Origin of the sequence: Mesorhizobium sp. ESP-6-4, from assembly GCF_020164735.1 — a bacterium.
Taxonomy (GTDB): Bacteria; Pseudomonadota; Alphaproteobacteria; order Rhizobiales; family Rhizobiaceae; genus Mesorhizobium.
The window spans coordinates 281015-305631 of sequence record NZ_JAIUGS010000001.1 but is presented as its reverse complement, the minus strand read 5'-3'; the positions used below and the strand labels follow the sequence as shown (position 1 = coordinate 305631).

23 protein-coding genes are annotated in these 24617 nt (G+C 62.4%); 7 read left to right on the top strand and 16 right to left on the bottom strand.

Annotated elements, in window-relative coordinates; genetic code table 11:
• The first annotated feature begins 364 nt into the window (after window positions 1-364).
• Both LB523_RS01440 and LB523_RS01435 read left to right on the top strand, forming a co-directional pair.
• Complete coding sequence (locus tag LB523_RS01440; protein WP_224600653.1) at window positions 365-1171, top strand: hypothetical protein; 807 nt, start codon at window positions 365-367, stop codon at window positions 1169-1171.
• 298 nt (window positions 1172-1469) lie between these two features.
• Complete coding sequence (locus LB523_RS01435; protein WP_224600652.1) at window positions 1470-1697, top strand: hypothetical protein; 228 nt, start codon at window positions 1470-1472, stop codon at window positions 1695-1697.
• 843 nt (window positions 1698-2540) lie between these two features.
• Here the strand turns inward: LB523_RS01435 and LB523_RS01430 are convergent.
• From LB523_RS01430 to LB523_RS01360, 15 genes are all read right to left on the bottom strand, one after another.
• Window positions 2541-2789 (bottom strand): cytochrome C oxidase subunit IV family protein, encoded by a 249-nt coding sequence (locus LB523_RS01430; RefSeq protein WP_224600651.1) that lies wholly within the window; start codon window positions 2787-2789, stop codon window positions 2541-2543.
• The gene (locus LB523_RS01425) at window positions 2786-3421 is read right to left on the bottom strand and encodes a cytochrome c oxidase subunit 3 (protein WP_140839053.1); all 636 of its coding nucleotides are present in this window, start codon (window positions 3419-3421) and stop codon (window positions 2786-2788) included. The genes LB523_RS01430 and LB523_RS01425 overlap by 4 nt, the downstream gene beginning before the upstream one ends.
• Entirely contained in the window at window positions 3418-5061 is a 1644-nt protein-coding gene (ctaD, locus tag LB523_RS01420; RefSeq protein ID WP_224600650.1) for a cytochrome c oxidase subunit I, read from the bottom strand. The genes LB523_RS01425 and ctaD overlap by 4 nt, the downstream gene beginning before the upstream one ends.
• Window positions 5058-6011: a cytochrome c oxidase subunit II gene (gene coxB / locus LB523_RS01415; RefSeq protein WP_224600649.1), complete on the bottom strand. Its 954-nt coding sequence runs from the start codon at window positions 6009-6011 to the stop codon at window positions 5058-5060. The genes ctaD and coxB overlap by 4 nt, the downstream gene beginning before the upstream one ends.
• Window positions 6008-6748, bottom strand: coding sequence for an SCO family protein (locus LB523_RS01410; protein WP_224600648.1), 741 nt, complete (start codon window positions 6746-6748; stop codon window positions 6008-6010). The genes coxB and LB523_RS01410 overlap by 4 nt, the downstream gene beginning before the upstream one ends.
• Before the next feature lie 8 nt (window positions 6749-6756).
• A complete protein-coding gene (locus LB523_RS01405) occupies window positions 6757-7200 on the bottom strand; it encodes a hypothetical protein (RefSeq protein WP_224600647.1) in 444 nt (147 codons plus the stop codon).
• On the bottom strand, window positions 7193-8299 hold the full coding sequence (locus LB523_RS01400) for a hypothetical protein (RefSeq protein ID WP_224600646.1): 1107 nt from the start codon (window positions 8297-8299) through the stop codon (window positions 7193-7195). Before LB523_RS01400 ends, LB523_RS01405 begins: the two co-directional genes overlap by 8 nt.
• A complete protein-coding gene (locus LB523_RS01395; RefSeq protein ID WP_224548647.1) occupies window positions 8296-8838 on the bottom strand; it encodes a c-type cytochrome in 543 nt (180 codons plus the stop codon). Before LB523_RS01395 ends, LB523_RS01400 begins: the two co-directional genes overlap by 4 nt.
• Complete coding sequence (locus LB523_RS01390; protein WP_224548649.1) at window positions 8835-9362, bottom strand: DUF3341 domain-containing protein; 528 nt, start codon at window positions 9360-9362, stop codon at window positions 8835-8837. Before LB523_RS01390 ends, LB523_RS01395 begins: the two co-directional genes overlap by 4 nt.
• Window positions 9359-10717, bottom strand: a complete 1359-nt coding sequence (nrfD, locus tag LB523_RS01385) for an NrfD/PsrC family molybdoenzyme membrane anchor subunit (RefSeq protein WP_224600645.1) — start codon at window positions 10715-10717, stop codon at window positions 9359-9361. The genes LB523_RS01390 and nrfD overlap by 4 nt, the downstream gene beginning before the upstream one ends.
• A complete protein-coding gene (locus tag LB523_RS01380; RefSeq protein ID WP_224600644.1) occupies window positions 10710-13676 on the bottom strand; it encodes a TAT-variant-translocated molybdopterin oxidoreductase in 2967 nt (988 codons plus the stop codon). The genes nrfD and LB523_RS01380 overlap by 8 nt, the downstream gene beginning before the upstream one ends.
• Window positions 13660-14316, bottom strand: coding sequence for a cytochrome c3 family protein (locus LB523_RS01375; RefSeq protein ID WP_224600643.1), 657 nt, complete (start codon window positions 14314-14316; stop codon window positions 13660-13662). Before LB523_RS01375 ends, LB523_RS01380 begins: the two co-directional genes overlap by 17 nt.
• A gap of 472 nt (window positions 14317-14788) precedes the next feature.
• Entirely contained in the window at window positions 14789-17068 is a 2280-nt protein-coding gene (locus LB523_RS01370; protein WP_224600642.1) for a xanthine dehydrogenase family protein molybdopterin-binding subunit, read from the bottom strand.
• A gap of 2 nt (window positions 17069-17070) precedes the next feature.
• Window positions 17071-18093, bottom strand: coding sequence for an FAD binding domain-containing protein (locus LB523_RS01365; RefSeq protein WP_224600641.1), 1023 nt, complete (start codon window positions 18091-18093; stop codon window positions 17071-17073).
• A gap of 1 nt (window position 18094) precedes the next feature.
• Complete coding sequence (locus tag LB523_RS01360; protein ID WP_224600640.1) at window positions 18095-18661, bottom strand: (2Fe-2S)-binding protein; 567 nt, start codon at window positions 18659-18661, stop codon at window positions 18095-18097.
• A 238-nt stretch (window positions 18662-18899) separates the two neighbouring features.
• On the opposite strand from LB523_RS01360, the gene LB523_RS01355 reads away from it, so the two are divergent.
• From LB523_RS01355 to LB523_RS01335, 5 genes are all read left to right on the top strand, one after another.
• Window positions 18900-19343, top strand: a complete 444-nt coding sequence (locus tag LB523_RS01355; RefSeq protein WP_224600639.1) for a PPC domain-containing DNA-binding protein — start codon at window positions 18900-18902, stop codon at window positions 19341-19343.
• 9 nt (window positions 19344-19352) lie between these two features.
• Window positions 19353-20366, top strand: a complete 1014-nt coding sequence (locus LB523_RS01350) for an ATP-dependent DNA ligase (RefSeq protein WP_140839077.1) — start codon at window positions 19353-19355, stop codon at window positions 20364-20366.
• Between the two features lie 89 nt (window positions 20367-20455).
• A complete protein-coding gene (locus LB523_RS01345; RefSeq protein WP_095768638.1) occupies window positions 20456-20737 on the top strand; it encodes a hypothetical protein in 282 nt (93 codons plus the stop codon).
• A gap of 709 nt (window positions 20738-21446) precedes the next feature.
• On the top strand, window positions 21447-21773 hold the full coding sequence (locus LB523_RS01340; protein WP_224600638.1) for a hypothetical protein: 327 nt from the start codon (window positions 21447-21449) through the stop codon (window positions 21771-21773).
• 27 nt (window positions 21774-21800) lie between these two features.
• Window positions 21801-22388: a cysteine hydrolase family protein gene (locus LB523_RS01335; RefSeq protein WP_224600637.1), complete on the top strand. Its 588-nt coding sequence runs from the start codon at window positions 21801-21803 to the stop codon at window positions 22386-22388.
• A gap of 139 nt (window positions 22389-22527) precedes the next feature.
• Here the strand turns inward: LB523_RS01335 and LB523_RS01330 are convergent, their stop codons facing one another.
• Entirely contained in the window at window positions 22528-24615 is a 2088-nt protein-coding gene (locus LB523_RS01330; RefSeq protein WP_224600636.1) for a response regulator, read from the bottom strand.
• Between the last annotated feature and the right edge of the window lie 2 nt (window positions 24616-24617).

The following is a 24617-nucleotide window of genomic DNA, read 5'->3' as shown; positions in this document are numbered from 1 at the left end:
AGATCTCGCGGCTGGTCGACGTCGGCGCCGATGAAGACGGCGGTGAAATAGCCAGCATCTGGATCGGCAGCGCATCGATGACTGGGCCGCATGGGTGCCACCACTATACTGGCTTGGCAGCAGCTCCGCCTCGAAGCTGGTCCATCGATCGAACAGATGAAGCCGAATTTTTCCGCACAGCCTAAAAAGGAGACCGGTGCGGGGCGATTTGGTGGATAGTTGGAGCATGCCGACGAGTTCAACGTGCGGGTATGGCGCAGCGGTTCGAGCCGCGCAATCCATCAAGTCGGAACCCGTCGCGCCAACAGCTTGGTCGCCAAAGTTCACACGCATCAGCAATCTGTGCATATCGGCGTTGCTCATAATGCTGATCTGCAGCCAATCGGCGCTGTCTGCGAGTGGAAACGGCAAGACGCTTCACTACACCTCCGGTGGGCCGGGCGTTGCAATCGCGAGCGCGGGCTTCGACCTCGCCGATGTACAATCCGTAGAGCAACTCAATGCCTTGCCGCCAGGGATGAAGGGGCTGATATGGCTAAATGAATCCAGCGGCGTGACGCCACGCTTCATTGCCAAGGTGAAGCCATTTATCGGCAATCCGCGGCTGTTCGGTTTTCGCCTCTGCGATGAGCCGGACATCACCGGCAAATACCATTCTCCAGCAGTTAGTCCGGCGGCCCTGAAGGCCGAGACCGAGTGGATCAGAGCCAATGTCCCCGGGGCGGTTACATTTGTTACTTTGATGGACATGGGGTCTTTCGAAGCCCCCGCCTTCATGAATACCTTTAATCCCGCCAACACGGGGATTGATCTTTTCGGCCTGGATCCATATCCGGTCCGCGGCAAAGCTTTCGATTTGGACTTCATCGATCGAACGGTCGAGGCAGCCGTTGCCGCGGGCATCCCTCTCGACAGGATTGTGCCTGTATACCAGGCCTTCGGCGGCGGCAATTGGAAGACCCGTACCGGAGCGGCTGCGGACGTCTATGTACTGCCGACACCGGACCAGGCGAAGCAGATCTTCGCGCGCTGGGCCACCTACTCTCCGGCTCCTGTATTCGACTTTGCCTATGCCTGGGGTTCACAAAACGGAGACACCAAGCTAGGCAGCGCCAGCCCTGAGGCGCTCGAACTTCGCTTGGCGTTCAAAGCGCACAACACGGCGCCGTAGCAACTGCCGCGATCATTTTACCGAAGATACCCCAGCTGTGCAGAACGCAGATCCTCATCGCTGCGCATCAGCCATTCAACAGCTAGAGCAATTCCAGCAAAAGTGTGAGCGGTTTTCCGTCCGGAATTGCGTAAAAAACAAAGAGATAGGGCGTTTCGCCGTTTCCGTGAAACGGTGAAACGCACTAGCCGAACAGACGATGAACTTGGCCGTTCAGCTGTATGCCGAGTCCTCGGCTGCGAAACTTATGGACGATTGACCTCTTCTCTTGCCAGCGACGCTTCTCAGCTTGGCGCCCATGGAACCAAAGGACACCGCCAGCAAGAAGACAACATACGCCAATGCCGAATATAAAGAGAGGATCGCCCTGTTCGCCGCCACCAAAGAATATCGCCGAGACGATAAACACACCGCCCGCGAGCGCGCCGACCCAGGCTGCTATGCCGCATCTGGAAAGCCCATCGTGCTGGCCGCAAAGAAAGCGGTAGCGCTCAGCGAGGCGCGCTTCGTCTTCGCTCAGCTTTAGCGCGCAGTCTCCGTTGGCTTCATGTAGCATATTTTACCCCCTGCTTCCTTTGCATACGGGGTATCGGCGGCAAATGTTTCATTCAAGCGAGGGACAAGTTGCAATTTTTCGCACCGTTATGATGCCGTCGCGATGCAATGTGCAATAACTGGGTCAGGGGTAATGCTGAGCGTGGCTGGGCCGCTCTACGGAAGTCGCGACAATCCGTATGGCACTTTGCTTGGCCGTGATTCAGGGACGGTGTTATTGAGAGCGGTCCTTCATTCGCACGGCGGAGGCTCCATCGAGATTTGTTATAACAACATCAGCCGGCGCCCTGTATCTAGTCCGTGCCCCCGCCGGTCAGGCCCGGCCCGTGGGCTCCCCCGTTCTCGTGCCGGGCCGCTCGCTTATTACGCAACACCGGGCCGATTTCTCAGAGGCCGACCAGGCGCGGCGGTTCAACTAACGCCACTCCAGCGGGCGAGTTGTCGAGCCGCCCTTCGCGGTCCGGCTTGCGATCAGCCAAACGCCGCTGAGTGCTTTTCGAACAACGCCAATTTGTCGGCATACCCGATGCGGTTCGCAGCTCCGCAGCCCTCGCATTTGAAGGTCGAGATCACCTTGAACCACGACCCTTTCCTTTTGAAGGCATGGTTACATTCCAAGCACTTGAATTCCAAGTCGGCATCATTCAGCGCCGCGGACAGGGGCATCGCTCACCTCCAATGACGTGTTCCTCATTCGCAATCATGCTGCCCGAAGACTATGAGCAAGATCACATGTTGATGCTGGGCCTGTTGCGGCTTGATGACAGGACCTCAGTCCCAATCGGCGTGCCCGCTGGCGATTGATGCCGCTCTCCTATCGCCCGATCAGCGTCAGCCCGAAAAGGATGGCGAGCCAAAGCCCGGTTGCCCCGACGGCAAGCCGCGGCAAGGTGCCTGTCAGATGCATGAACAGCAGGGCGATCAGGACCGCCTTGGCGGCCGCGATCGCCAGGTTGAGGGCGACATTGAAGCCGCCGAGATCGAGGAAGGAGGAAGCCACCGTCAGCGCCAGCAGCGCGAGCAGCCCGAGATAGCCGAAGGTGAGTTTGCGCAATTCGCTCATCGGTTGATCAGGTAAAGGACGGGGAACATGAACACCCAGATGATGTCGACGAAATGCCAATAGAGGCCGACGGCAACCACCCGGCGCAGGCGGCTGGCAGGGCTGGCGGGCCGCCAGAGCGCAATCATGCCAGCGATGACGACGATGCCGCCGATCAGGTGCAGCGCATGCAGCGAGGTCATCGCGAAATAGAGGCCGAAGAAGAATTCGGCGTGCACGGGATCCGGTCCTGCATAGCGGAACGGCAGGCCGAGAAGCGGGGCCAGTCCTTCGCTGATCTCCTTGCCGTATTCGATCCCCTTCACGATCAGGAAGGATACGCCCAGCGCCGCAGTCGCGACCATCGCCCAAATTGTCGGGCGCCAACGTCTATGAAGCGCAAGCATATGCGCCAGCGCCATGGTGAAGCTGCTGGTGATCAGCACGGCCGTGTTGAAGGTGCCGAGTGGCAGCGAAAGATGCTTGGAAGCCGCCGCAAAGGCGGGGCCGAAATCGATATGCGCGATGAGGAAGACCAGGAAAATCGCGCCGAACAGCATCGCCTCGGAGCCGATGAACACCCACATCGCAAAATTGTCGGCGCGCCGTTCGCGCTGGGGCGTGTCGAAAGCGACGCTTTCGGTGCCGCTCATCGCGCCGCTTCCTCCCGGTGCGGGCTGAAGCGCTCGTGCTCGAGCCCCTTCATGTCGTAGGCATAGGCCGGTCGCGTCACGACCGGCATGGTCTCGAAATTATGTGGTGGCGGCGGCGAGCTCGTCTGCCATTCGAGCCCCGTGGCGTTCCACGGATTGTCGGGCGCGCGGGCGCCGCGAAACAGCGACCAGCCGAGGTAGAACAAGGGCATCAGATAGCCGATCGCCAGCACCACCGCGCCGCCCGAGGACAGGACGTTCCAGAACTGGAACTCAGGCGGATAGGTATGATAGCGCCGCGGCATGCCGTCGAAGCCCAGCACATATTGCGGGAAGAAGGTCAGATTGAAGCCGACGAAAGTGACGGTCGCCGCTATACGCCCCGCGGTTTCCGAATACGTGCGGCCGGTCAATTTCGGCCACCAGAAATGCAGGCCCGCCATGTAGGCCGTCACCATGCCGCCGACCATGATGTAGTGGAAATGCGCGATGACGAAGTAGGTGTCGTGGACATGGACATCGACGGCCAACGCCGCAAGGAACAGCCCCGCCAGCCCGCCGAAGGTGAACAGCGCCAGGAAGAACAGGGCGTAGAGCATCGGCGTCTCGAAGCTGATCTCGCCCTTGCGCAGCGTCAGGCTCCAGTTGAAAACCTTGATCGCCGACGGGATCGCGACGCAGAAGGACAGGAACGAGAACACCACGCCGGCATAGGCCGACTGCCCGCTGACGAACATGTGGTGGCCCCAGACCAGGAAGCCGAAGACGGCGATCGCCATCGACGACATCGCCACCGCCTTGTAGCCGAACAGCGGCCGGCGGCTGAAGCAGGGCAGCACCTCCGACACCACACCCATGCCGGGCAGGATCATGATGTAGACGGCCGGGTGGGAGTAGAACCAGAAGAGATGCTGGAAGAGCAGCGGATCGCCGCCGAGATCGGGATTGAAGATGCCGATGCCGAACACGCGCTCCAGCACGATCAGGATCAGCGATGCGGCGAGCACCGGCGTTGCCAGCACCATCACCAGGCTGGTGGCGTAGAGCGTCCAGACGAAAATCGGCAGTCGGAACCAGGTGAGCCCCGGCGCGCGTAGCGTGTGAACCGTGACGATGAAATTGATGCCGGTCATGATCGTCGAGAAGCCGACAATGAAGACGCCGAAGGCCGCGGTCGAGACGAAGCCGTTGGCATAAAGCGTCGACAGCGGCGTGTAGAAGGTCCAGCCGGTATCGACGCCGCCGGCCACCACCGCAAACAGCGCAAACAGGCTGCCGAAAATGAAGACGTACCAGCTGGCGAGATTGAGCCGCGGGAAAACGAGATCGCGCGCGCCGATCATCAGCGGCAAAAGGAAATTGCCCATGGTCGCTGGGATTGACGGCACCAGGAAGAACCAGACCATGATGATGCCGTGCAGCGAGAACAGCCGGTTGTAGACATCGTCGGAGACGAGGTCGCCTGCCGGTGTCGCCAGCTCGATCCGCATCAGCACCGCCATCGCGCCGCCGAGGAAGAAGAAGGCCGTTAGCGAGATGAGATAGAGCCACGCGACGCGCTTATGGTCGGTGGTGAGAAGCCATGCCCGCAGGCCGCTGCCTTCGCCGAGATATGTACCCTGCATCGCCGCGTTGCTCATGGCTTGGCTCCAGCCGTTGGCTGAGGCGAAAGCGACTTCAGATAGGCGAGCAGCATCTGCAGCTCGCCTTCATCGATCAGGCCATCGAAGCTCGGCATGACCGGCTCGTAGTCCGCCGCGATCTCCCTCTTCGGGTTGAGGATGGAGTCGCGCAAATAGCGCTCGTCGGCGATCACCGTCTGCTGATTGTCGAGCGCCACCGGCCGGCCGAAGATGCCGTCAAGCGACGGCGCCCTCACCTTGCTGCTCGCGCCATGGCAGCCGGAGCAGCCCAGCGCGCGAAACAGTTTCTCGCCGCTTGCGGCAAGCGTCTCGCCCTCGCCCTGGCTGTTCAGCCACGCGGCATATTGCTCGGGCGCCATCACAGTCACCCAGCCGCCCATTTCGGAATGCTGAGTGCCGCAATATTGAGCGCAGAACAGGTGGTAGCGGCCGGGCTCGGTGGCAATGAACCAGATATGGGTCGTGCGTCCAGGCACCGCGTCCTGCTTGATGCGGAACGCCGGCACGTAGAAGGAGTGGATGACGTCCTGCGAGGCGAGCGACACGACCACCGGTTTGCCGACCGGAACGTGCAGCTCGTTGATCTCGCGCTGGCCGCCGGGTTGCCTGAACTCCCACATCCACTGCTTGCCAAGCCCGGTGATCTCGAGCGCGTCCGCCGGCGGATGATCGCGGCGAACGAAAAGCGTCGCGCCCCAGCCGAAGAAGATGAAGGCAATGATCAGGCTGGCGACGGTCCAGCTCATCTCCAGCCACAGGGTACGGGAACGCTGTCCGGTGCGATCCGCCGGCGACCCGACGCGGTATTTCACCGCGTAGCCGACGACCAGCCCGGTGAGCGCCAGCCCGAGCACGGCTGAGAAAACGAGCAGCGTATAAAACAGCGCATCGACATGGCCGGCTTCCGACGAGGCTTCCTGCGGGAAGAAGGGAACGCCGAAGCTCACCTTGCCCTCCCCCGCATTTGCCAGAGCAAGGTCGCGGCGAGGCCGAGTACCGTGGCCAGACTTGCCACTTTCAGCGCCGCCCAGACTACGGGAGTGTACTGGCCTTTCGAACTGTCGAACCCCGCGCAGAACAGGAAGATATGATCGGCAATCGACCCGAGCTTGTTGGCCGACGCCTCGACCAGCGCGAGCTGGAGATCGCGCGGCGTGAAGGTCAAGGCCGGCAATACCTGCGAAATTCGGCCGGAAGGCGTCAGCGCAATGACTGCGATCGGATGCACGAACTGATCGATACCCTGACGTCGGTCGAAGGTGATCCCGGCCTCGTTGGCGAGCGCCGCGCCGGCGCTCTCGCTGCTGGTCAGAAAACGCCAGGCGGACAATCCCGCCGGGCCTGCGGCGGAAGCGATGTCATCCCGCGCCGCTGCGGCATCAGCGGAGGTGTCATCAGGGTCGATCGAGATGAACAACGCGCGATAATCTGCAGGGCGAAGCGATGTCTTCTTCAGATCGGATGCGACGGCCTGCTGGGTGACGCCACAAAGATTCGGGCATTTATCGTAGCCGAAGATGACAAGCGCCGGACGTCCGCCAAGCGTCTCGCCAAGCGTCAGCTTCCGGCCGCTTGTATCGACCAATTCTCGCTCAAGGCTGAGCTGCGCGCCGAGCTTCGGATCGAAGCTCGGTCGTTCCGCGGCAATCGCCATGCCGGCAATGAACAGACAAAGCGCAGCCAACAAGCTTCTCATCGCCCTGTCTCGCCTTGCTGTCGGCAATTCCGGGCCCGCAGCGCACGGGGAACCGCCGCCGTGAGCAGGGCGCAATCAGGCTCCGTGGCCGCTGCCGTCGGTCGCGACCAATCCGGCAGGCCGTGGCTGACCACCGCCCACATGGCGTCGTCGATCGGGATGCGGGCGATGCCGGCGTTGCGATCCACCCAGCCAAGCGTCTTGAGCTGGCGATCCTCCTCGGCGCGGAGCGCGGTCAGATCCTGCTGCGGCGTGGTCTGGAGATCCGGGTTCTCGGGATTGGTATTGGCTGGCAGCGGCAACCAGGTCGGCGCGGTGTTGAAGACGAGCTTCACGCCGATCGCAGCTAAAGCGATGAACAGCAGCAGCCCGCCGCCGAAGGCGAGCAGCACACGCGGCTGGACATCGCGCGTCTCGGGATGACGGTCCGCATTAGCCATGGGCGACCTCCCGCTTCCACCAGACGATCCTGTCTGGCCGGCGGAGCAGGAAAAGGAACAGCGTGAGCCACAGCCCGCCCAATCCCATCCAGGCGGCCGCATCGTGCCACAATGCCAGCAGGCCGTCGGCAAAGAGCGGTGGCCGGACTCGCCAAAAGACGTCGATGAAATGGCCGGCCAGAGCGACAGCGGCGAGCCAGACAAGGCCGCGATGGCTGCGCTTCAGCCTGCGGCTGAGCAGGCCCGCGAAAGCCGCGACGTGCACGGCAATCAGCAGCCAAAGAAGATATAGCCAGCCGCCCGTGGAGCGCACGCCGTACCAGCGGATCTCGTCGGGCAAGTCGCCACCCCAGACCACCAGCCATTGCATGAAAGCGAGATAGATCCAGGTCAGCACGAAGCCGAGCAGCATGTTGGCAAGATCCTCGCTGAGCGCGACATCTTCCTCGCCTCCGGGCATGACTTCCACTGCCCGCCTTGCCGCCAGCACCAGGATCGCCAGGGCGAATGCGCCGACCACCTCGGCGGCAGCTTCGCAAAGCGCATAGATGGTCGAGGTGAATTCAGGCTCGAGCGACAGCATCCAGTCGATGGCAAAAACGCTGACGGAAAGCGCGTGAAGGATGAGGCCGAGGGCATATTTCTTTCCGCTGCCACGCTTTGCGGGGTCCTCTGTAGTTAGCATCGTCCAGGCCAGAACGAGCCAGACCGCAGCGCAGAAGGCGAAGCGCAGCAGGAAGAACGGCACATTGAGATAAGCAAGCTTCTCTCGAACCTGCTCAGCAAGCATCGCGGGATCGGCGCCGGCCCATGGGAAGATCAGGTCGAGCCGCATCAGCACCGGCAGGAGCAGGACGAGCGCAAATGGCAGCATCGCGATCATGATCCGCAAAGGCTGGCGGACCGCATCGCCCCAGCGTCCACCGGTCAGCCCGTGTACCATCAGTATGGTCAGCGCGCCGAGCGGCAGGCTGAGCGCGAAGAGAATTGCGGGGAGCCAGGCGCTCAGCATCGCCTTGGCGTCGAGCGATACGCCCAGACCGCAGACGACAAGTCCTACGGCGCCCGCCGACAGAAAGCCTTGCTCGAGGCGGCTCATGGCGAGGCCTCCGCTTCGAGCCGCGCGCGCATGCTTTGCGGAAGTTCGGCGACCGGAGCGTCGCGCGAATATTGCAGCGCGCGGATATAGGCGATGATCGCCCAGCGGTCCTGCGGCGGCACCCTGGCTGCATAAGAATACATGGCGCCATAGCCGTTGGTGATGACGTCGTAGAAGTGCCGGTCCGAGGCCTTGCGCAGGGCTTCCTGGTGGTAGCTCGGCGGCGCCGGAAAGCCGCGCTGGACGATCATGCCGTGACCATCGCCGGTGCGGCCGTGACAGGGCGAGCAGAAGATGTCGAAACGCTGCTGCCCGCGCTGCAGCAGCTCGATCGTGATCGGATAAGGGATTTTGTCCGGGACCGGCGTCAGATCGGCGTCGCGCGCCACCGTTCCTGTAACGGGCGTCCGCGCCGACATGCCGTCGGCGAACTGGTTGCTGGCCTCCAGCGGATCGTAGCGCGGCTGGTCCTCCATATCCTGCCGGCAGCCGGCGACGGCCAGCGCACCCAACATAAGCGTGAGGCCGAGGCGCCTCACGCCTCGACCTCCTCGACCATCTCGGCGCCGAGCCGCGTCAGCTGGCCCCTGGTCACGCCCTTGCGGTATTTGGGATCGGCCGCTTCGATCAGCAGATAGAACTTGCCGCCGCGCGCGTAGCTGAAGCTCTCGGCGTTGAAGACGGGGTGATGATAGCGGGGCAGCCCATTGGCCGCGAGCACCCCCAGGAAACCCGCGAAGGCGGCGCCGAGAATGCCGGCCTCGAACGCGATGATGACGAAAGGCGGCCAGGAGTGCAGCGGCCGGCCACCGACATTGATGGGATAATCGACTTCGACAGAGTACCAGATCAGCGCATAGACGAGTGCCGCGCCGGCAATGCCGCCGGCGAGCACGGCCCAGGGCAGGCGCGTCTTCGGTATCTCCAATATCCGTTCCAGTTCCTTCATCGGGAACGGCGAGAACGCATCCATGCGCCGATAGCCGCGCTCGCGCATGCCGCGCGCCGCCGCGATGAGCGCTTCGGGACCGGCAAACACCGCCATGAGGCCGTAGAGGCTCATCGGATCTTGCCCTCCTCTTCGGCCAGTTCCTCGACCTCGAAGATGGTGATCGCCGGCAGGATACGGATGAACAGGAAGACGAGCGCGAAGAAGGTGCCGATCGAGCCGAACAGGATGCCGAAATCGAGCCAGGCCAGCGACTGCTCGCCCCAGGCAGACGGCAGGTAATCGCGGCTCGGCCCCGTCACGACGATGATGTAGCGCTCGATCCACATGCCGACATTGATGGCGACGGCGATCGCGAACAGCAGCGGCATGTTGCGGCGGATGCGTCTGAACCACAGCAATTGCAGCACGCCGCAGTTCAGGCTCAGCATTATCCAGAACAGCGGCGCATAGGGACCCAGCGCGCGCTGCGCCATCATGGTGCGTTCGTAAGGCTCGCCCGAATACCAGGCGAAGAATGCTTCCGAGACATAACCATAGGCGACGACCATGCCGGCGGCGATCATCAGCTTGGCGGCATTGTCCATATGCCTGAGCGTGATCAGGTCCTTGACTGAGAAGGCCCACCGCAATGGAATGGCGATGGTGAGCACCATGGCGAAGCCGGAGAGCAGCGCGCCGGCGACGAAATAGGGCGGGAAGATCGTCGAGTGGTAACCGGGCGTGATCGCGAAGGTGAAGTCGAGCGAGACGATCGAATGCACCGAAACGACCAGCGGCGTGGCGAGCGCCGCAAGCAGGAAATAAACGACCTGGTAACGCGCCCAGTGATAGGCCGAGCCGCGCCAGCCGAGCGCCAATATGCCGTAGAAGAGCTGCGCCGGTCTCGACCTGGCACAGTCGCGCAGCACTGCAAGGTCCGGCAGCAGCCCCATATACCAGAACAGCAGCGAGACGGTCGCGTAGGTGGCGATTGCCGCGAAGTCCCAGACCAGCGGGCTTCGCCATTGCGGCCAGTGCATATGCACATTGGGCAGCGGCAGCAGCCAGTAGAAGAACCACGGTCGCCCAAGATGCAGGATGGGAAACAGGCCGGCCATGGCGACGGCAAACAGCGTCATGGCCTCGGCGAAGCGGTTGATCGAGGCGCGCCAGGGTTGGCGCAGCAGCAACAGCACCGCCGAGATCAGCGTGCCGGCATGACCGATGCCGATCCACCAGACGAAATTGGAGATCATCGTGCCCCAGACCACCGGCATGTTGATGCCGAGGCCGCCGACGCCGACCGCGATGAGATAGGTGATCGAATAGAGCAGCAGCAAAACCAGCAGGAAGCAGAGGAAGAACGCAGTCCAGAAATGGCGCGGCATGCGGCCGCTGAGCACGATCGAACCGATGCGCCCGCTGATCTCGGGAAAATCGTGACGGCCGCGCAGGACAGCCGGGCTGTTCGCGCTCGCTTCAGCCATCGGTCGCCTCGCCCGGCTTGGCAAGCTTGCCGTTCGGATTGGAGATCTTGCCGAGATAGGTGGTGCGCGGCCGTGTGTTCAGTTCCTCCAGCAGCGCGTAATTCTGCGGCGCGCTTTTCTCGCGAACGACCTTTGCATCTTTCTTGTTGCGATCGCCGAAGGCGATGGCTTGCGTCGGGCAGGCCTGCTGGCAGGCGGTGACAACTTCGCCATCCGCGATGTCGCGGTTCTCGATCTGCGCCTGGATGCGCTTGGCGCTGATGCGCTGGACGCAATAGGTGCATTTCTCCATCACCCCGCGCGAGCGCACGCTGACATTGGGGTTATGGACGCCCTGCTCCGGACCTGCGTCGTCCTTGTCGAGGGATTGATGATCGAGGAAGTTGAAGCGCCGCACCTTGTAGGGGCAATTCTGCGAGCAGTAGCGCGTGCCGATGCAGCGGTTATAGACCTGCGCATTCAGCCCATCATGCGTGTGCACGGTGGCGTTGACCGGACACACCACCTCGCAAGGCGCCTTCTCGCAATGCATGCAGGGCACCGGCTGGAAAAACGTCTCGGGCGCGTCGACCGGCCCGGCATAGTAGCGGTCGACCCGCAGCCAATGCATCTCGTGGCCGCGTTCGCATTCCTCAGGCCCGACCGCCGCGATGTTATTCTCCGCCTGGCAGGCCGAGACGCAGGCCATGCAGCCGGTGCAGGCCGAGAGGTCGATCGCCATCGCCCAGGCTTCCTGGTCGTAAGGCCAGTCGGGATAGAGCGATTCCGTCGGCGCCGGCGGCGCATTCTTGCGCACGAAATCCGGGTTCTGTCGGAATGCATCGAGAGACGCGTAGCGCACGATGGCGCGCCCCTCCATAGCCTGGTGATGCTGCGTGGTGATGACCCGCATGCTGTTCTTGCGGGGCGCGATGGCCGCGCCGGTCGCGAACCATTCCGAACCACGGCGCAAGGGGAAGGCGTCGTAGCCTTGCGATAGCGCAGCAACGGAACCGACTTTCCGTCCGAAGCCGAAGGACAGCGTTATCGTCTCGTCCGGGTGGCCGGGCACGATCCAGGCAGGTGCATCGACATCCGCCCCATTGGAGGCGACATTGACGACCTCGCCATTTCCGATCTTCAGTCGCTCGGCGGTGGCGGGCGAGACGAGCGCGGCGTTGCCCCACACAATCTTCGTCAAGGGTCGCGGCAGTTCCTGCAGCCATGAGGCGTTGGCAAAACGGCCGTCGCGCAACCAGGGGTCCGCGACGAAGCGGATATCGATGCCGTTGCCTGCCTTTGCCGGCTTCAGTCCCGCCAGGTCCGGCGGCACTGTGACGGATACCGGCTTGGCAGCACTGTCCGCCATGACGCCGTCGCGCAGAGCCTTTCTCCAGGCATCGTCATCGAGTTGCGTCCAATGCTGCCGGATAAGCGAAAGCGGATCGGCCTCGAACCCGCCGCCAAGCACGGCAAGAAGCTGATGTGCGCTCTTGCCGTCGTAAAGCGGCTTGATCAGCGGCTGGACCAGGGAGGTGCTGCCGTCATAGGCGCGGATGTCGCTCCAGCTCTCGAGCTCATGCGCCGCGGGCACATGCCAGTGCGCCAGGAACGCCGTCTCGTCGCGGTAGAGGCCGTGATGGACCAGCAGATTCAGTCCCGAAAAAGCCTTGCGCATATCGAGGTTTGCCGGTGCCGTGTGCAACGGATTTGTCCCTAGCGCCACGACGGCGTCAACAGCCCCATCGCCGATTGCCTCGCGCAGCGCTCCGAGATCGCCGTCGACCGACAGCGCATCCGGCGCCTCGATCAGCTCGACCGTGTTGCCAAGCGCGCCAAGCTTCGCATTGGCGGCAAGTGCGACCGCATGAACGAAGGCGCTCTGCTGCGCTCCGGCAATGACCAGCGCATCGCGGCCTGCCGCTTTCAGATCGTCGACCAGCACCGTCATCAAGGCCTGGTCGATCGAGCCGGAAGCTCCGGTTTGGCCGGTCAACGCCGCGTTCAATCCGGCAGCTACGGCTTCGACGTCGCTTGGCTTGATCGCAAGCCGGTGATCGGCGGCGGCTCCGGTGATTGTCGGCGTCGACTCCACCGCATAAAGCCGGCTCATCCGGTCGGACGGATCGCGTACACGTCGCCGCGCAGCAAAGTCGCGCGCATAAGCGAGCCGTCCCGGTCCTTCGCCGAGGAAATCGGCGTCGAGGCTGACGATCGCATCGGCCCGATCAAAGCGATAGATCGGCGTCAGCGCCGACCCGAACAGGGCACGCGACGCCTCCATCGCGGCCGGCATCGCCAACGGATCATGGCGATAGAGTTTCAGCCTCGGATAACGTGTCCGCAGCGCACCCAACTGCGCCGCGAGCGTCGGCGAGGTGGTCGCTTCAACTAGCAAGGCCCCGCCCTCCCCTTGCGATGCCGTCCATCGCGAGACAAGCGCCGCTATGTCCTTCAGGAAATCGCCGTACGATGCCGGCTGGCCGTCCTTGAGCGGCGTGCGTGAACGGTCCGGGTCGAACAGCGTCAGCACGGCTGCCTGCATCACCGCGTCGGTGGCGCCGCGCGAGGCCGGATGGTCGGGATTGCCTTCGATCTTGGTCGGCCGCCCTTCATGGCTTTCGACGATGGCGCCGATACCGAAGCCGTCACTCGACAGCGTCGTCGCATAGTAGACAGGCTTGCCGGGGACCAGGATTTCCGGCTGGCGCACATAGGGCACGATGTTTTCCGCCCTGCTGCAGGCGGCCAGCCCGGCAAGCGACAGCGAGGCGCCCATCAGCTTCAGCAGCGTGCGCCGGTTCGGCTTTGCCGGCAGGCGTTCCGCGATTGCCGGGAACTCGGCCTCGACGAAGCGGCGGAAATCGGCAGCGCCGGCGATCTCGTCGAGGCTGCGCCACATTTCACCGCCATGCGCCAGCTGCTTGCGCAGAGCCTCGATATCGATGGCGGAACCAGGCCTGTCAGCGATGGCAGACATAGCAATCCGTCATCGTCTCGGGATGGATGTCGAGCACGCCGATCAGCTGCCGCCTGATCTCAGCGATGTCGGCGGGCGGCTGCCAGCGCATCAGGAACACGTCCTGCGGGGGACGTAAATTCGGCTCCGGATTGCGATGGCACCCAAGGCACCACTCCATACTGAGCGTATGCGCCCGCATCGTCAGCGGCATCTGGTCGACCTCGCCATGGCAGGTCTCGCAGGCGACGCCTTTGTTGATGTGGATCGCATGATTGAAGAAGACAAAATCCGGAACGCCGTTGACGCGCTGCCATTCGATCGGCTTGCCGCCGGCTAGGCTTGCGCGCACCGGCGCCAGCATGCCGGCATTGGTGAAAAGCTGCGAATGGCAGGTCATGCAGACCTCAGTCGCCGGCAAACCCGCCGAAGACGAGGTCTCGACGCCATTGTGGCAATAGCGGCAGTCGATGCCGAGCTGGCCGACATGGTGCTTGTGGCTGAACGGCACCGGCTGCGCCAATGGCTCACCTACTCCCGTTACCAGGTCCGAACGGGGAAGGATTGTCCCGACCGCCGCGGCAATCAGCAAAACGGCAAAACTTCCCCAGATGACAAAGCGCGCAACGCCATTGGCGTTTTTCGAGAAGATTTGCGGCATCCCCTCGCCGATTCTGCTGAAGGCAAACCCAGAGTTGACGCCCCCTAACGGTGCTTTCGCCGCCAAGGTTCCGCGCCCGCATCGGAATCACAGAATGGTGACTGCAACCGGGAACAGGTCGCGGATTTAATCCGCAACCACCGCCGCTCCCATGCGTTCGGCGTTCGGCGGCCGCCACTTCACGGAAACCAAGGTCGGCACGAAGTCATCGCCCACGCTTTGCCGACCGGGTGACAGAGATCGGCCACCCGGGCTAAAGACTTCAGCGCTTCAGGTCGTTGCGACGCCGCCCCGTCGGCTGTGACGGACCGCCCTTCCGCTCCGCCGGCCGCCGGCTTCGGCGCCTGGCGAGGAAATACATCCAGATCAGAATGAGGATCAGAGGGATACCCGCGATGGGCAGCATCCACACCCCAAGGTGAAACATGGGTTTCGCCCTATTAGAGAAAATGCGCATGCATCGCAGGCATGCTCAAGCGAGCAACTGCTCGATCCTGATCGGCAAATCGCGGATGCGTTTGCCGGTGGCATGGTAGACTGCGCTGGCAACAGCCGCGGCCGTGCCGACATTGCCCAGTTCGCCCAAGCCCTTCACGCCGGCCGGGTTGACCGCGTGGTCGACTTCCGGAACCAGGATCACCTGCAGGTCCTTGATGTCGGCATTCACCGGCACGAGATAGTCCTGCAGGTCGCGGTTGACGTAACGGGCATAGCGGCTGTCGACTTCCGTCGCTTCATGCAGCGCCTGGCCGATGCCCCAGATCATGCCGCCCATCAGTTGGCTGCGCGCGGTGCGCGTGTTCATGATGCGGCCGGCCGCGAACGCGCCGACGATGCGCGGCACGCGGATCTCCTTCGTGTAGCGGTTGATGCGGACTTCGACGAACTCGGCGCCAAAGGCGTATTTCACCGAATCCTCATCCTGCTCGCCACCGTGGAATTCCGGCATGCCGGCATAGAGCTTCTTCAGCGCTTCGGGCGTCGCACCCTTGGGCGCGAACTCGGCATATTCCTCGATTGCGCCAACCTGCATGGTCTTCAGGACATCTTCGACCTTTGCCGAAGCGCCGCCCTTGGCCACGATCTTTCCGTCGGCGAGGTCGAGTTCCTCGTTGTGAGAGCCCGCCAGCGGCCCGCCCTCGGCGGTCGCGCCGGCATAGAGCTTGGCGCGGATGGCATCGCAGGCCTTCAGCACTGCCGAGCAGACGCTCGCGGTGGAGATCGAGCCCCCCGAGACAGGAGCGGGAGGCAGGCTGCTGTCGCCCATTTCGACGCTGATCCGATCGATGCTGACGCCGAGGCGTTCCGACGCCATCTGACCGGCCACAGTGCGCACGCCGGTTCCGATCTCATGCGAACCGCATTGCAGCCGCACATCGCCATCGACGGTCAGGCGCACCCGTGCCGCGCATGGCGCGACTGCGGTTGGATAAATCGCCGTCGCGCAGCCCATGCCGACCAGCCAGTCGCCGTCGCGCATCGCTCCCACTTTCGGGTCCCGCTTCGCCCAGCCAAAAGCCTCGGCCGCTTGGTCATAGCACTGGATCAGCGAGCGGCTGGAGAACGGCTTCTTGCCGATCGGCTCTGTCTTCGGTTCATTGATCCGGCGGAATTCCACCGGGTCCATGCCGAGCGCTACCGCCATTTCGTCCATGGCGTTTTCCAGCGCATAGACATAAGGCGTCTCGGGCGGCGAGCGCATATAGCCGGGCGTGTTGCGGTCCGCCTGCACCAGCGAGACATGTGTCAGCACAGAACCGTAAGCATACATGCGGCCGGTTGCCGACGTGCCGCCCACGACATAGGAGTCCGGCCGCGAGGTGACCTCCCAGCCTTCATGCGCGAAAGCAGTGATGCGGCCGTCCTTGCCGGCGCCGATCCGGATGCGGTGCCTTGTCTCCGCCCTATAGGTCTGGGTGCCGAAGGCCTGCATCCGGCTGGTCACGCAACGCACCGGTCGGCCGAGCCGCCTGGCGGCAACCGCGACGATGGCGGTGCGCGGCGTCATCGGTCCCTTGGAACCGAAGGCGCCGCCGATGAAGGGGCTGACGATGCGCACCTTAGCGGGATCGATCTTCAATTGCCTGGCAAGCTCGACCTTCCAGCCGGTCACGTTTTGCGACGGCTCGTGGACGATCAGTTGGTCGCCCTCCCAGAAGGCGGTGGTTGAGAACAGCTCGATCGGATTGTGGTGCTGCGTGGGCGTCGAATAGCGCGCGTCGATCTTCACCGCGGCCTCTCGATAGGCGGCATCGAAGTCGCCGGCCTTCACGTCTTCCTTGAACAGAGGACTCTTGCCGGCGGCGGGAATGGTCGCCGCGCCCGGACTGTCGAAGCTCGCCGTGGGCGTCTCCGCATCATACTCGGCGCGGATCAACTGCGCCGCCTCTTCGGCGGCTTCGAATGTCTCGGCAACCGCGAGCGCGATGATCTGGCCGTCATGGAAGATCGTCCGGTCATGCAGCGGCCCGATCGAGGTGGCGCCGGAATTGCCGAATTTCGGCTTCTCGACCTTGTCCATGTCGCCATAAGTGACGATGTCGAGCAACCCGGGCACGGCACGGGCGTCGTCGAGATGAAGCTTGGCCACCTTGCCCTTGGCAATGCTGCTGGTGGCCAGCGCGCCGTAGGCGATGTTGGCGGTCGGCAGGTCGGCTGGGTAATGCGCCTGTCCGGTGACCTTAAGCCGTGCATCGACGCGCGGCAGCGGTTGGCCCTGGTTCTCTTTCGGTCTTGGAGCGGCAGTGTCCATGGTCACACCTTCATGTCGCGGGTTTCGAGCAGCGCGCGCACCAGCGTTCGCTTGCCGAGCTCGATCTTGAATGCGTTGTGCTGGCGCGGCTCGGCCCCGGCGAACGCGGCATCCGCCGCCGCTCCCGCCGAAGCCTCGTCGAGCGTCTTTCCTTGCAGGGCTTTCTCCGCGGCTTTGGCGCGCCACGGCACGGTCGCCACGCCGCCCAAGGCAATGCGCGCCTCGCGTACGTTGTCGCCGTCCAGGTCGAGCGCAACGGCCGCCGAAGCCAGCGCGAACGCGTAGGATTCGCGGTCTCGGATCTTCAGATAAAGCGAGCGCCGCGCCCATGCCACAGCCGGCACTTCTATGGCGGTGACGATCTCGTCAGCAGCGAGATCGGTCTCGATCTCAGGCGTGTCGCGCGGCAGACGATGCAGCTTGGCGAGCGGTATCTTTCGCGCCCCACGCGAGCCCTCGGCACGCACGACGGCATCGAGCGCGATCAGCGCCTGGGCAAAGTCGCCGTGATACGTCGCGATGCAGGCATCACTGCCGCCCAGCACCGCATGCTGCCGGTTGAAACCCTCCATTGCAGCGCAGCCCGACCCTGGCACGCGCTTGTTGCAGTGCCAGGATGTCTCGCGAAAATATTCGCAGCGCGTGCGTTGCAGGACATTGCCCGCGAGACTCGCCATGTTGCGGATCTGGCCGCTTGCGGCCAGCCGCAAGCTGTCGGCAATAACGGGATAGCCGCGCTTGAGCTCAGCGTGGTCTGCCGCCTCACCCATCCGCACGAGGGCGCCGAAGCGGATGCCCTCGTCGGTCACCCGGATTTGCCTGAGGCCTGGATCCTTGAGCCGGTTGAGGTCGACCAGCCGGTTCGGCTCGGCAACGCCGAGCTTCATATAATCGGCAAGGTTGGTGCCTCCGGCGATGAACTGCGCATTCGCTCGCGTCGGCTGGTCGTCCTCGGTCGTGAAGCGGGATGCGATCGCGACGGCCGCGGAAATGTCGGTCGGCTGTTCGTAGACGAAGGGACGCATATCAGGCTCCCTTCATCTGATCGCGTGCCTGCAGGATGGCAGCAACAATGTTTGGATAGGCGGCGCAACGGCAGATATTACCACTCATATAGTCGCGGATGTCGTCTTCGGATTTTGCGTGCCCTTCATTGATGCAACCAATGGCCGACAGGATTTGGCCCGGCGTGCAGTAGCCGCACTGGAACGCATCGTGGTCGATGAAGGCCTGCTGCATCGGATGCAGCTTACCGTCGCTGGATGCCAGCCCCTCGACGGTCGTCACATCCTTGCCGGCATTCATCACCGCGAAACTGAGACAGGAGAGCACGCGTTTGCCATCGACAAGAACCGTGCACGCCCCGCACTGTCCATGGTCGCAACCCTTCTTAGTGCCGGTTAGTCCGATATGATCCCGCAAGGCGTCAAGCAGGCTGGTTCTCGTATCGAGCGACAGGTCATAGGCCTGCTTGTTGATCCGCATCGACGTCACCACTGGCTCGCGAAGCTCCGCGCCAGCGGCGGCAGGCACTTCGGCTTTCGCCGATGAAACGAGCAATGGTGCCGCGGCGGCCGAGACTGTGCCTGTCATGAAATTGCGCCGGCTGAGGCCAAGCGTGGATGGGACGGAAGGCTGGGACATGGCTCGCTCCTGGCTGGCTGCTCATCGGGGGCTAACCATTCATGCAGGCCATTGTTCCGGCCTGGTCGGCGCGGGATCCTAGGCCTCACAGAAGTGTGATCCTGCCCTTCGAAGATGCTCATCATGCGGGAACATGCATGCCGGGTTCGAGTTCTACGGCCAATACCAACGCTGATGGCGGGCCGATATGAAATCGAAACTGGTCGCACAGACTTCTGGACAAAGGACATTCGTGGTTGTGCTGGACCCAGGCGAGGAAGCATTTGCTGCCCTGTCCGACTTCGCCGACGAGCAAGGAATTGCCGGCGCCTCGCTGACCGCGATCGGCGCATTCGAGAAGGCGACCGTTGGCTGGTTCGACTTCGGCTCGAAATCTTACCGCAAGATCCCGGTCGGCGAGCAATGCGAGGTTCTGAGCGCTGTTGGCGACATCGCGGTCGACGACGGCGGCAGACCGAGCCTGCACATCCATGCTGTCCTGGGTCTAAGCGACGGATCGACGCGCGGCGGCCACCTTGTTGAAGGCATCGTCAAGCCTACGCTCGAAGTCACGGTGACGGAATCGCCCGTTCACCTGCGGCGCACCAGACGTTCCGGCCTTGGCATCGCCTTGATCGATCTCGACGCCTGAGGGCCGATGATGGCAGCGGCGGCGACCGACGCGTTTCCTCTCCCCCTCGATACATCCCCGATGGAGGCTCGGATCGACGAAAAACTGCCGCAGGACAAAGGCGTCTGGCAGTTCGAACCGAAATGGGATGGGTTTCGCTGCCTCGCTTTCAAGAATCGCAAAACGGTCGATCTCAGGGCGAAGTCGGGCAAGCCGCTTGGGCGTTACTTTCCCGAACTCACAGCAATGATGCAAAATCTCGAAGCCAAGGATTTCGTGGTCGACGGCGAAATCGTCATCGAGATCGACGGCGCCGCATCCTTCGACGCGCTGCAGATGCGGCTTCATCCGGCCGAGAGCCGCATCCGCAAGCTGAGCGCGGAGACGCCGGCGCGGCTGATCCTGTTCGATATGCTGGTCGCGCCGGGCGGCAAATCGCTGCTCGAAGTCGCGCTGACGCAAAGACGCACGGCAATTGAAGACTTCGTCGCGCAAGCAAACACGGACGCTCTTCAGCTCTCGCCCTGCACCACCAGTTTCGCGACCGCCAGGCGATGGCTGGAGGACGCCGGGCATGGATCTACCGACGGCGTCGTCGCCAAGCGGCTGAACGATCCCTATCAACCGGGCGAGCGCGCGATGATCAAGGTCAAGCGGCTGCGCACTGCCGACTGCGTGGTCGGCGGCTTCCGCTATCTGAACGGCAAGTCGCAGGTCGGATCGCTATTGCTGGGCCTCTACAATGAACGGGGCTTGCTTGACCATGTCGGCTTCACCTCGACAATCGCCAACGAGGAACGAGCCACGCTCACGAAGAAGTTGGAGGCGCTGCGTGGCGGGCCCGGCTTCACCGGCAAGGCGCCGGGCGGGCCGAGCCGCTGGAGCACCGAGCGCAGCGGCGAATGGGAGCCGTTGCGGCCGGAACTGGTCGTGGAAGTCCGCTTCGACCATGTCACCGGCGAGCGCTTCCGGCATGGCACTCGATTCATTCGCTGGCGGCCCGAAAAAGCGCCGCGTCAATGCACGTTCGAGCAGATCTCGTAGCAGCGCCCCTCCGGAACAACCGACCCCATCAAACGGTTTATGGTTAGAACAGCCCGCGTCACGGACGCACCTATCTTGGAGACGAGAAAATGGATCCGCGCGACAAACAGCGAGCCGCAAGGCGGGATGAAACCGAAGCTCCCGGCATCGAACAACAGGACTGGGACGCTCTTGATAATGGTCGGGTGCCGCCTGGCAGCGTCGCCGTAAACGGCGATCCGGAGGACGATGCCGAAGCACAAGGCGTCCTCCCCGAAGAGGATGACGACAACCCCTATCAGGAGAGCGACGAAGCCTTGCCCGACGACGAAGAAGAACGTGTGCTGTCGCGGGATCCTTCCAAGGAAGGCAGTCGTTTTGACGAAGCATAGCGAAAGCTAGCGTGCCGTCGTTGATGGCCGGTGGTGCAGAGTACCTTTGAGGACTGTGGACCAGCTTCACTTTTGTCGGCCAGTTCGCGTCCCGACATTTCGGCATCGCCACATCGGTAAGAGCAGCGATGGGATTTTCCCGCCTTTTATTGCCTGCAATGTTCCGTGGGCTGCGAGAAAGATCGCCGCAGAGCAAGGCGGTCGCGGCGCCACATCAGAAGACCGGCCATTGATCAAGGTTACGTGGGATCACTACCCATGGCCGTCAAAAATCGGGGCGCAAATCGGCAGTGGACCCTTCACTGTTTGTAACTGGGGGGAACAACGGAGTGTGGGACAAGTTTTTGATCAAGCAAGCCGCCTCATGTTTGACCTGCAACCATGGCCGAGAAACGCGACAACAAATCCACAGCCGCTCTTCTTAGGCGGCAATTCTCGAATGAAACCATGCGTCGATATCTACGCAGCTTGCCCTTGTTTCACGTAAACCGCTGGCTTCCTGACAAACTGCGCGAATCACTCAAGCGTCTCGACCGCAAGCGTAAGTGAAACCAACCGCAATCCAAAAAAGGCGCGGGCCACGCTCTTGCCGTTTCAGACGAACGCGCCATCAGCTCTCCTTCACATTACAGTCCTTCGAGAGGGGCAGAGACTATGCATCCTTGCTTAAGCGTCCGCGTTTGTAATTCACAAATCCGGAGTTCAAGTCATGAAGGTCGACACTCTCCCTGCGCCTACAGTCAACCCAGACCAGGTCGATATCCTCGTCAACAAACCGGGACACTTCGTCGAGGAGTGGATCGAGGGGCATGCGGTTAGACGGGCCGCCGAAGCGTCCCCGGAGACCGCGGCAGAAAGACTGGCGAGAGCTTGCATCGCGGACGCGGAGCGGGAAGGCATCCTCGCGGAAGAAATCAGCGATGAGGTCGGCGATTTGAAAGAGTACCTCGCCGACGCGCTCCTCGCCGAGGCCGGCCGCGAAACGGGCGTCGACACCGCTCCGACGGCGCAAGCATTGGGTGACACAAAGGCTTAGCTTTCACGGCAGGAAGTTTGGATCGCGATGACGCCAATCTCAACACGAGCCGTTCACATTTGCGTTGACATGCAGATGATGTTCTTGCCGCCTGGGCCATGGGCGGTTGAGTGGCTGCCCGCCATCCTGCCGAAGGTGCTTTCGCTTGTCGATGGCAGACCGGAGCGAACGATTTTCACCAGGTTCATAACGGCGAGAAGACCCGGCGAAGGCCAGGGCCATTGGCGTCAATACTATGAGCGCTGGTCGCAGATGACTATCGAATGTGCCGGCCCGGGCAACCTCGAACTGCTGCCCGAACTGCGTGATTTCGTGCCGCCGGCTCGCGTTTTCGATAAGCCCGTTTACTCTCCCTGGCTGACCGGCGAGCTCCACCGGAGCCTTCAGGCGGAAGGTGTGACCGAGCTCATCGTCAGCGGAGGCGAAGCCGACATGTGCGTGTTGGCGACGCTGCTCGGAGCGATCGACTTCGGTTACAGAACGATCCTGGTCGAGGATGCGATCTGCAGCACATCGGACGAAGCCTATGAAAATATACTCAAGCTGTTCACGACGCGATATTCGCATCATGTCGAAGTCGCCGCTGCGGAGGAGGTTCTGGATTTCTGGCGCTGACCCATCGCTCATCTCGCCCGGCACATGCCGGCCAAGGTGCCGCCCGCCAACGGATGAGCAGCCGTCCCTCGAATGCTCAGTCGTCAGTGGGTGCGGTGGTCTGGCGCGAAAGACCGGTTGGCCACTGCCAAGTTAGGATCTAACCGGAACCGGCTGTCGGCCGGCCGCCGACTGGCTTCAAGGCGCTGACCCGCAAGATGCTCTCGATGAGATCTTTTTCCCGGAACGGCTTGTTGACCAATGGCACGTCCGATGGGCGGTTTGAAATTGCGTCAGCGTCGGCATAGCCGGTTATCATAACCGCTGGCCAATCGGAGCGCAGGTTGCGCGCGAAGCGAATTACCTCGACTCCGGACACGAGCGGCATTGCGAAATCGGTGACAATCACGTCGAACTCATGCGGTGTCCGTTCAATAATTGCCAGCGCCTCGGCACCCCCTGCTGCGCATGTCACTGTAAACCCGTGTTGCCGAAGCGATTCCGCGGTTAGCTGCCGCAATCCGCTGCTGTCGTCAATCAATAGAAGCGAAGGGAAAGCCTTCCCTGCAGTCTCGACCAGGACTCTCTCTCCATCCAGATCTGCCACATTGTCGGAAGGCTGCTCCGCTGAACGCGGCAGCCACAGCTCCATGGATGTTCCGCGCCCGACGAGGCTGTCTATGCGAAGCGCGCCGCCCGATTGCTTCATGAAACCGTATACCGTGCTGAGACCCAGCCCGGTGCCTTTCCCGACGGGCTTCGTCGTGAAAAACGGTTCGACGACCTTGGTCAGAATCTCCTTCGGGATGCCGGCACCGGTGTCCTTGACGGTGAGGACTACATACTCTCCGGCCGCCAGGTCTTCGGAAGGTATTTTGATGACCCGATTTTGCGCCTGCACGGCAATTGTCCCGCCGGAGGGCATCGCGTCGCGCGCGTTGAACACCAGATTCATCAACGCCAACTCCAATTGGCCGACGTCGACATGCGCGGGCCAAACGGAGTTGTCGACCTTCCACTCAAAGCGGATCAGGCCGCCGAGCACGGGAGCCACCAAGCCGTTCATCGTATCTTCCAGCGCGGCCAGCCGCACTGCCGTCGGCTTCAGATTCTGACGCCGCGAAAAGGCAAGCATGCGGTTGACAAGTTCGGCGCCTTGCTTCGCGGAGCGGCGAGTGAGTTCAACGATCTTCTTTGCTTGCTCGTCAAGCGTGAGCTGCCTCTCGAGCAATCCTAGTCCGCTCAGAACCGCGGCAAGCAGATTGTTGAAATCGTGTGCCAGCCCTCCGGTGAGTTTCCCGACCGCTTCGAGGCGCTGTGACTGAAGAAGTTGATTTTCGAGTTCACGCCGCTCGGTCACATCAAGCAAAGTGCCGAGGATTTCAGGTCGGCGTCCGTCGACACCTTTCGACAGTATCCCTTGGTCGAGAAAGATACGATATTTGCCATCGGCGCATTGCCAGCGGAACTCGCATGTGTAGGAGCCTGTCACCTTTGCCGCCAATAAAGCTTCCCGCACCCTGGGTAGATCTTCCGGATGCACCCGGCTCAGCCCAAACCGCGGCTCGGACGTCAGTCGCTCAGGTGGGAATCCCGTCAGACGTTCGACACCTTTTGAAACAAAACGGGCTGCAAAGGGCGGCTCGGCGACCCTGGCGTGAAAACAGACGGGCAAGGATCCTAGAATGGCCTCCTGCCGTTCTTCGGCGCCGCGCAGCGATCGTTCGGCCTCGAGCTTTTGTTTTTCGGCCTGCAAGGCTTTCGCCAGCAGTGCCTGTTCGGCGACCGCATTGCGCTGGATCTCGAGCGTCTTTTCGTGAAGCTCGACGAATACAGCCACTTTCGATCGCAGCATGGCGGGGTCGAAGGGCTTGAACATATAGTCCACTGCGCCGGCGTCGTAGCCACGCAGCATATGAGCATCTTCCTTGTTGATGGCAGTGAGGAAGATGAGAGGGGTTCGTCTGGACTGTTCGCGCTGGCGGATCAACGCGGCTGTTTCGTAGCCGTCGAGGCCCGGCATCAAGACATCCAGCAGGATAACGGCGAAATCCTCCTTTAGGAGGCAGCGCAGCGCCTCCTCGCCGGATTGCACAGCGACGACTTCCGCGAGTGGAGTGAGAACTTCTTCGATCGCCAACAGGTTTCGTTCGTCATCATCGACTGCCAGGATGCGTGCCTTTGACGGATTGTCCGCCAACTGCACAATCTCCAGTTTCTTCGAACGGATCCGCGACAGCTTTTGCATCG

What these genes read in the sequence shown, in the direction of transcription:
- LB523_RS01335 (WP_224600637.1), top strand. Translation starts at nt 21,801, where the DNA reads ATGACGCCAATCTCAACACGAGCCGTTCACATTTGCGTTGACATGCAG.
- LB523_RS01380 (WP_224600644.1), bottom strand. Translation starts at nt 13,676, where the DNA reads ATGTCTGCCATCGCTGACAGGCCTGGTTCCGCCATCGATATCGAGGCT.
- nrfD (WP_224600645.1), bottom strand. Translation starts at nt 10,717, where the DNA reads ATGGCTGAAGCGAGCGCGAACAGCCCGGCTGTCCTGCGCGGCCGTCAC.
- LB523_RS01350 (WP_140839077.1), top strand. Translation starts at nt 19,353, where the DNA reads ATGGCAGCGGCGGCGACCGACGCGTTTCCTCTCCCCCTCGATACATCC.
- LB523_RS01425 (WP_140839053.1), bottom strand. Translation starts at nt 3,421, where the DNA reads ATGAGCGGCACCGAAAGCGTCGCTTTCGACACGCCCCAGCGCGAACGG.
- LB523_RS01435 (WP_224600652.1), top strand. Translation starts at nt 1,470, where the DNA reads ATGGAACCAAAGGACACCGCCAGCAAGAAGACAACATACGCCAATGCC.
- ctaD (WP_224600650.1), bottom strand. Translation starts at nt 5,061, where the DNA reads ATGAGCAACGCGGCGATGCAGGGTACATATCTCGGCGAAGGCAGCGGC.
- LB523_RS01400 (WP_224600646.1), bottom strand. Translation starts at nt 8,299, where the DNA reads ATGAGCCGCCTCGAGCAAGGCTTTCTGTCGGCGGGCGCCGTAGGACTT.
- LB523_RS01405 (WP_224600647.1), bottom strand. Translation starts at nt 7,200, where the DNA reads ATGGCTAATGCGGACCGTCATCCCGAGACGCGCGATGTCCAGCCGCGT.
- LB523_RS01355 (WP_224600639.1), top strand. Translation starts at nt 18,900, where the DNA reads ATGAAATCGAAACTGGTCGCACAGACTTCTGGACAAAGGACATTCGTG.
- LB523_RS01345 (WP_095768638.1), top strand. Translation starts at nt 20,456, where the DNA reads ATGGATCCGCGCGACAAACAGCGAGCCGCAAGGCGGGATGAAACCGAA.
- LB523_RS01440 (WP_224600653.1), top strand. Translation starts at nt 365, where the DNA reads ATGCTGATCTGCAGCCAATCGGCGCTGTCTGCGAGTGGAAACGGCAAG.
- LB523_RS01360 (WP_224600640.1), bottom strand. Translation starts at nt 18,661, where the DNA reads ATGACAGGCACAGTCTCGGCCGCCGCGGCACCATTGCTCGTTTCATCG.
- LB523_RS01330 (WP_224600636.1), bottom strand. Translation starts at nt 24,615, where the DNA reads ATGCAAAAGCTGTCGCGGATCCGTTCGAAGAAACTGGAGATTGTGCAG.
- LB523_RS01390 (WP_224548649.1), bottom strand. Translation starts at nt 9,362, where the DNA reads ATGAGCCTCTACGGCCTCATGGCGGTGTTTGCCGGTCCCGAAGCGCTC.
- LB523_RS01375 (WP_224600643.1), bottom strand. Translation starts at nt 14,316, where the DNA reads ATGCCGCAAATCTTCTCGAAAAACGCCAATGGCGTTGCGCGCTTTGTC.
- LB523_RS01430 (WP_224600651.1), bottom strand. Translation starts at nt 2,789, where the DNA reads ATGAGCGAATTGCGCAAACTCACCTTCGGCTATCTCGGGCTGCTCGCG.
- LB523_RS01370 (WP_224600642.1), bottom strand. Translation starts at nt 17,068, where the DNA reads ATGGACACTGCCGCTCCAAGACCGAAAGAGAACCAGGGCCAACCGCTG.
- LB523_RS01365 (WP_224600641.1), bottom strand. Translation starts at nt 18,093, where the DNA reads ATGCGTCCCTTCGTCTACGAACAGCCGACCGACATTTCCGCGGCCGTC.
- LB523_RS01340 (WP_224600638.1), top strand. Translation starts at nt 21,447, where the DNA reads ATGAAGGTCGACACTCTCCCTGCGCCTACAGTCAACCCAGACCAGGTC.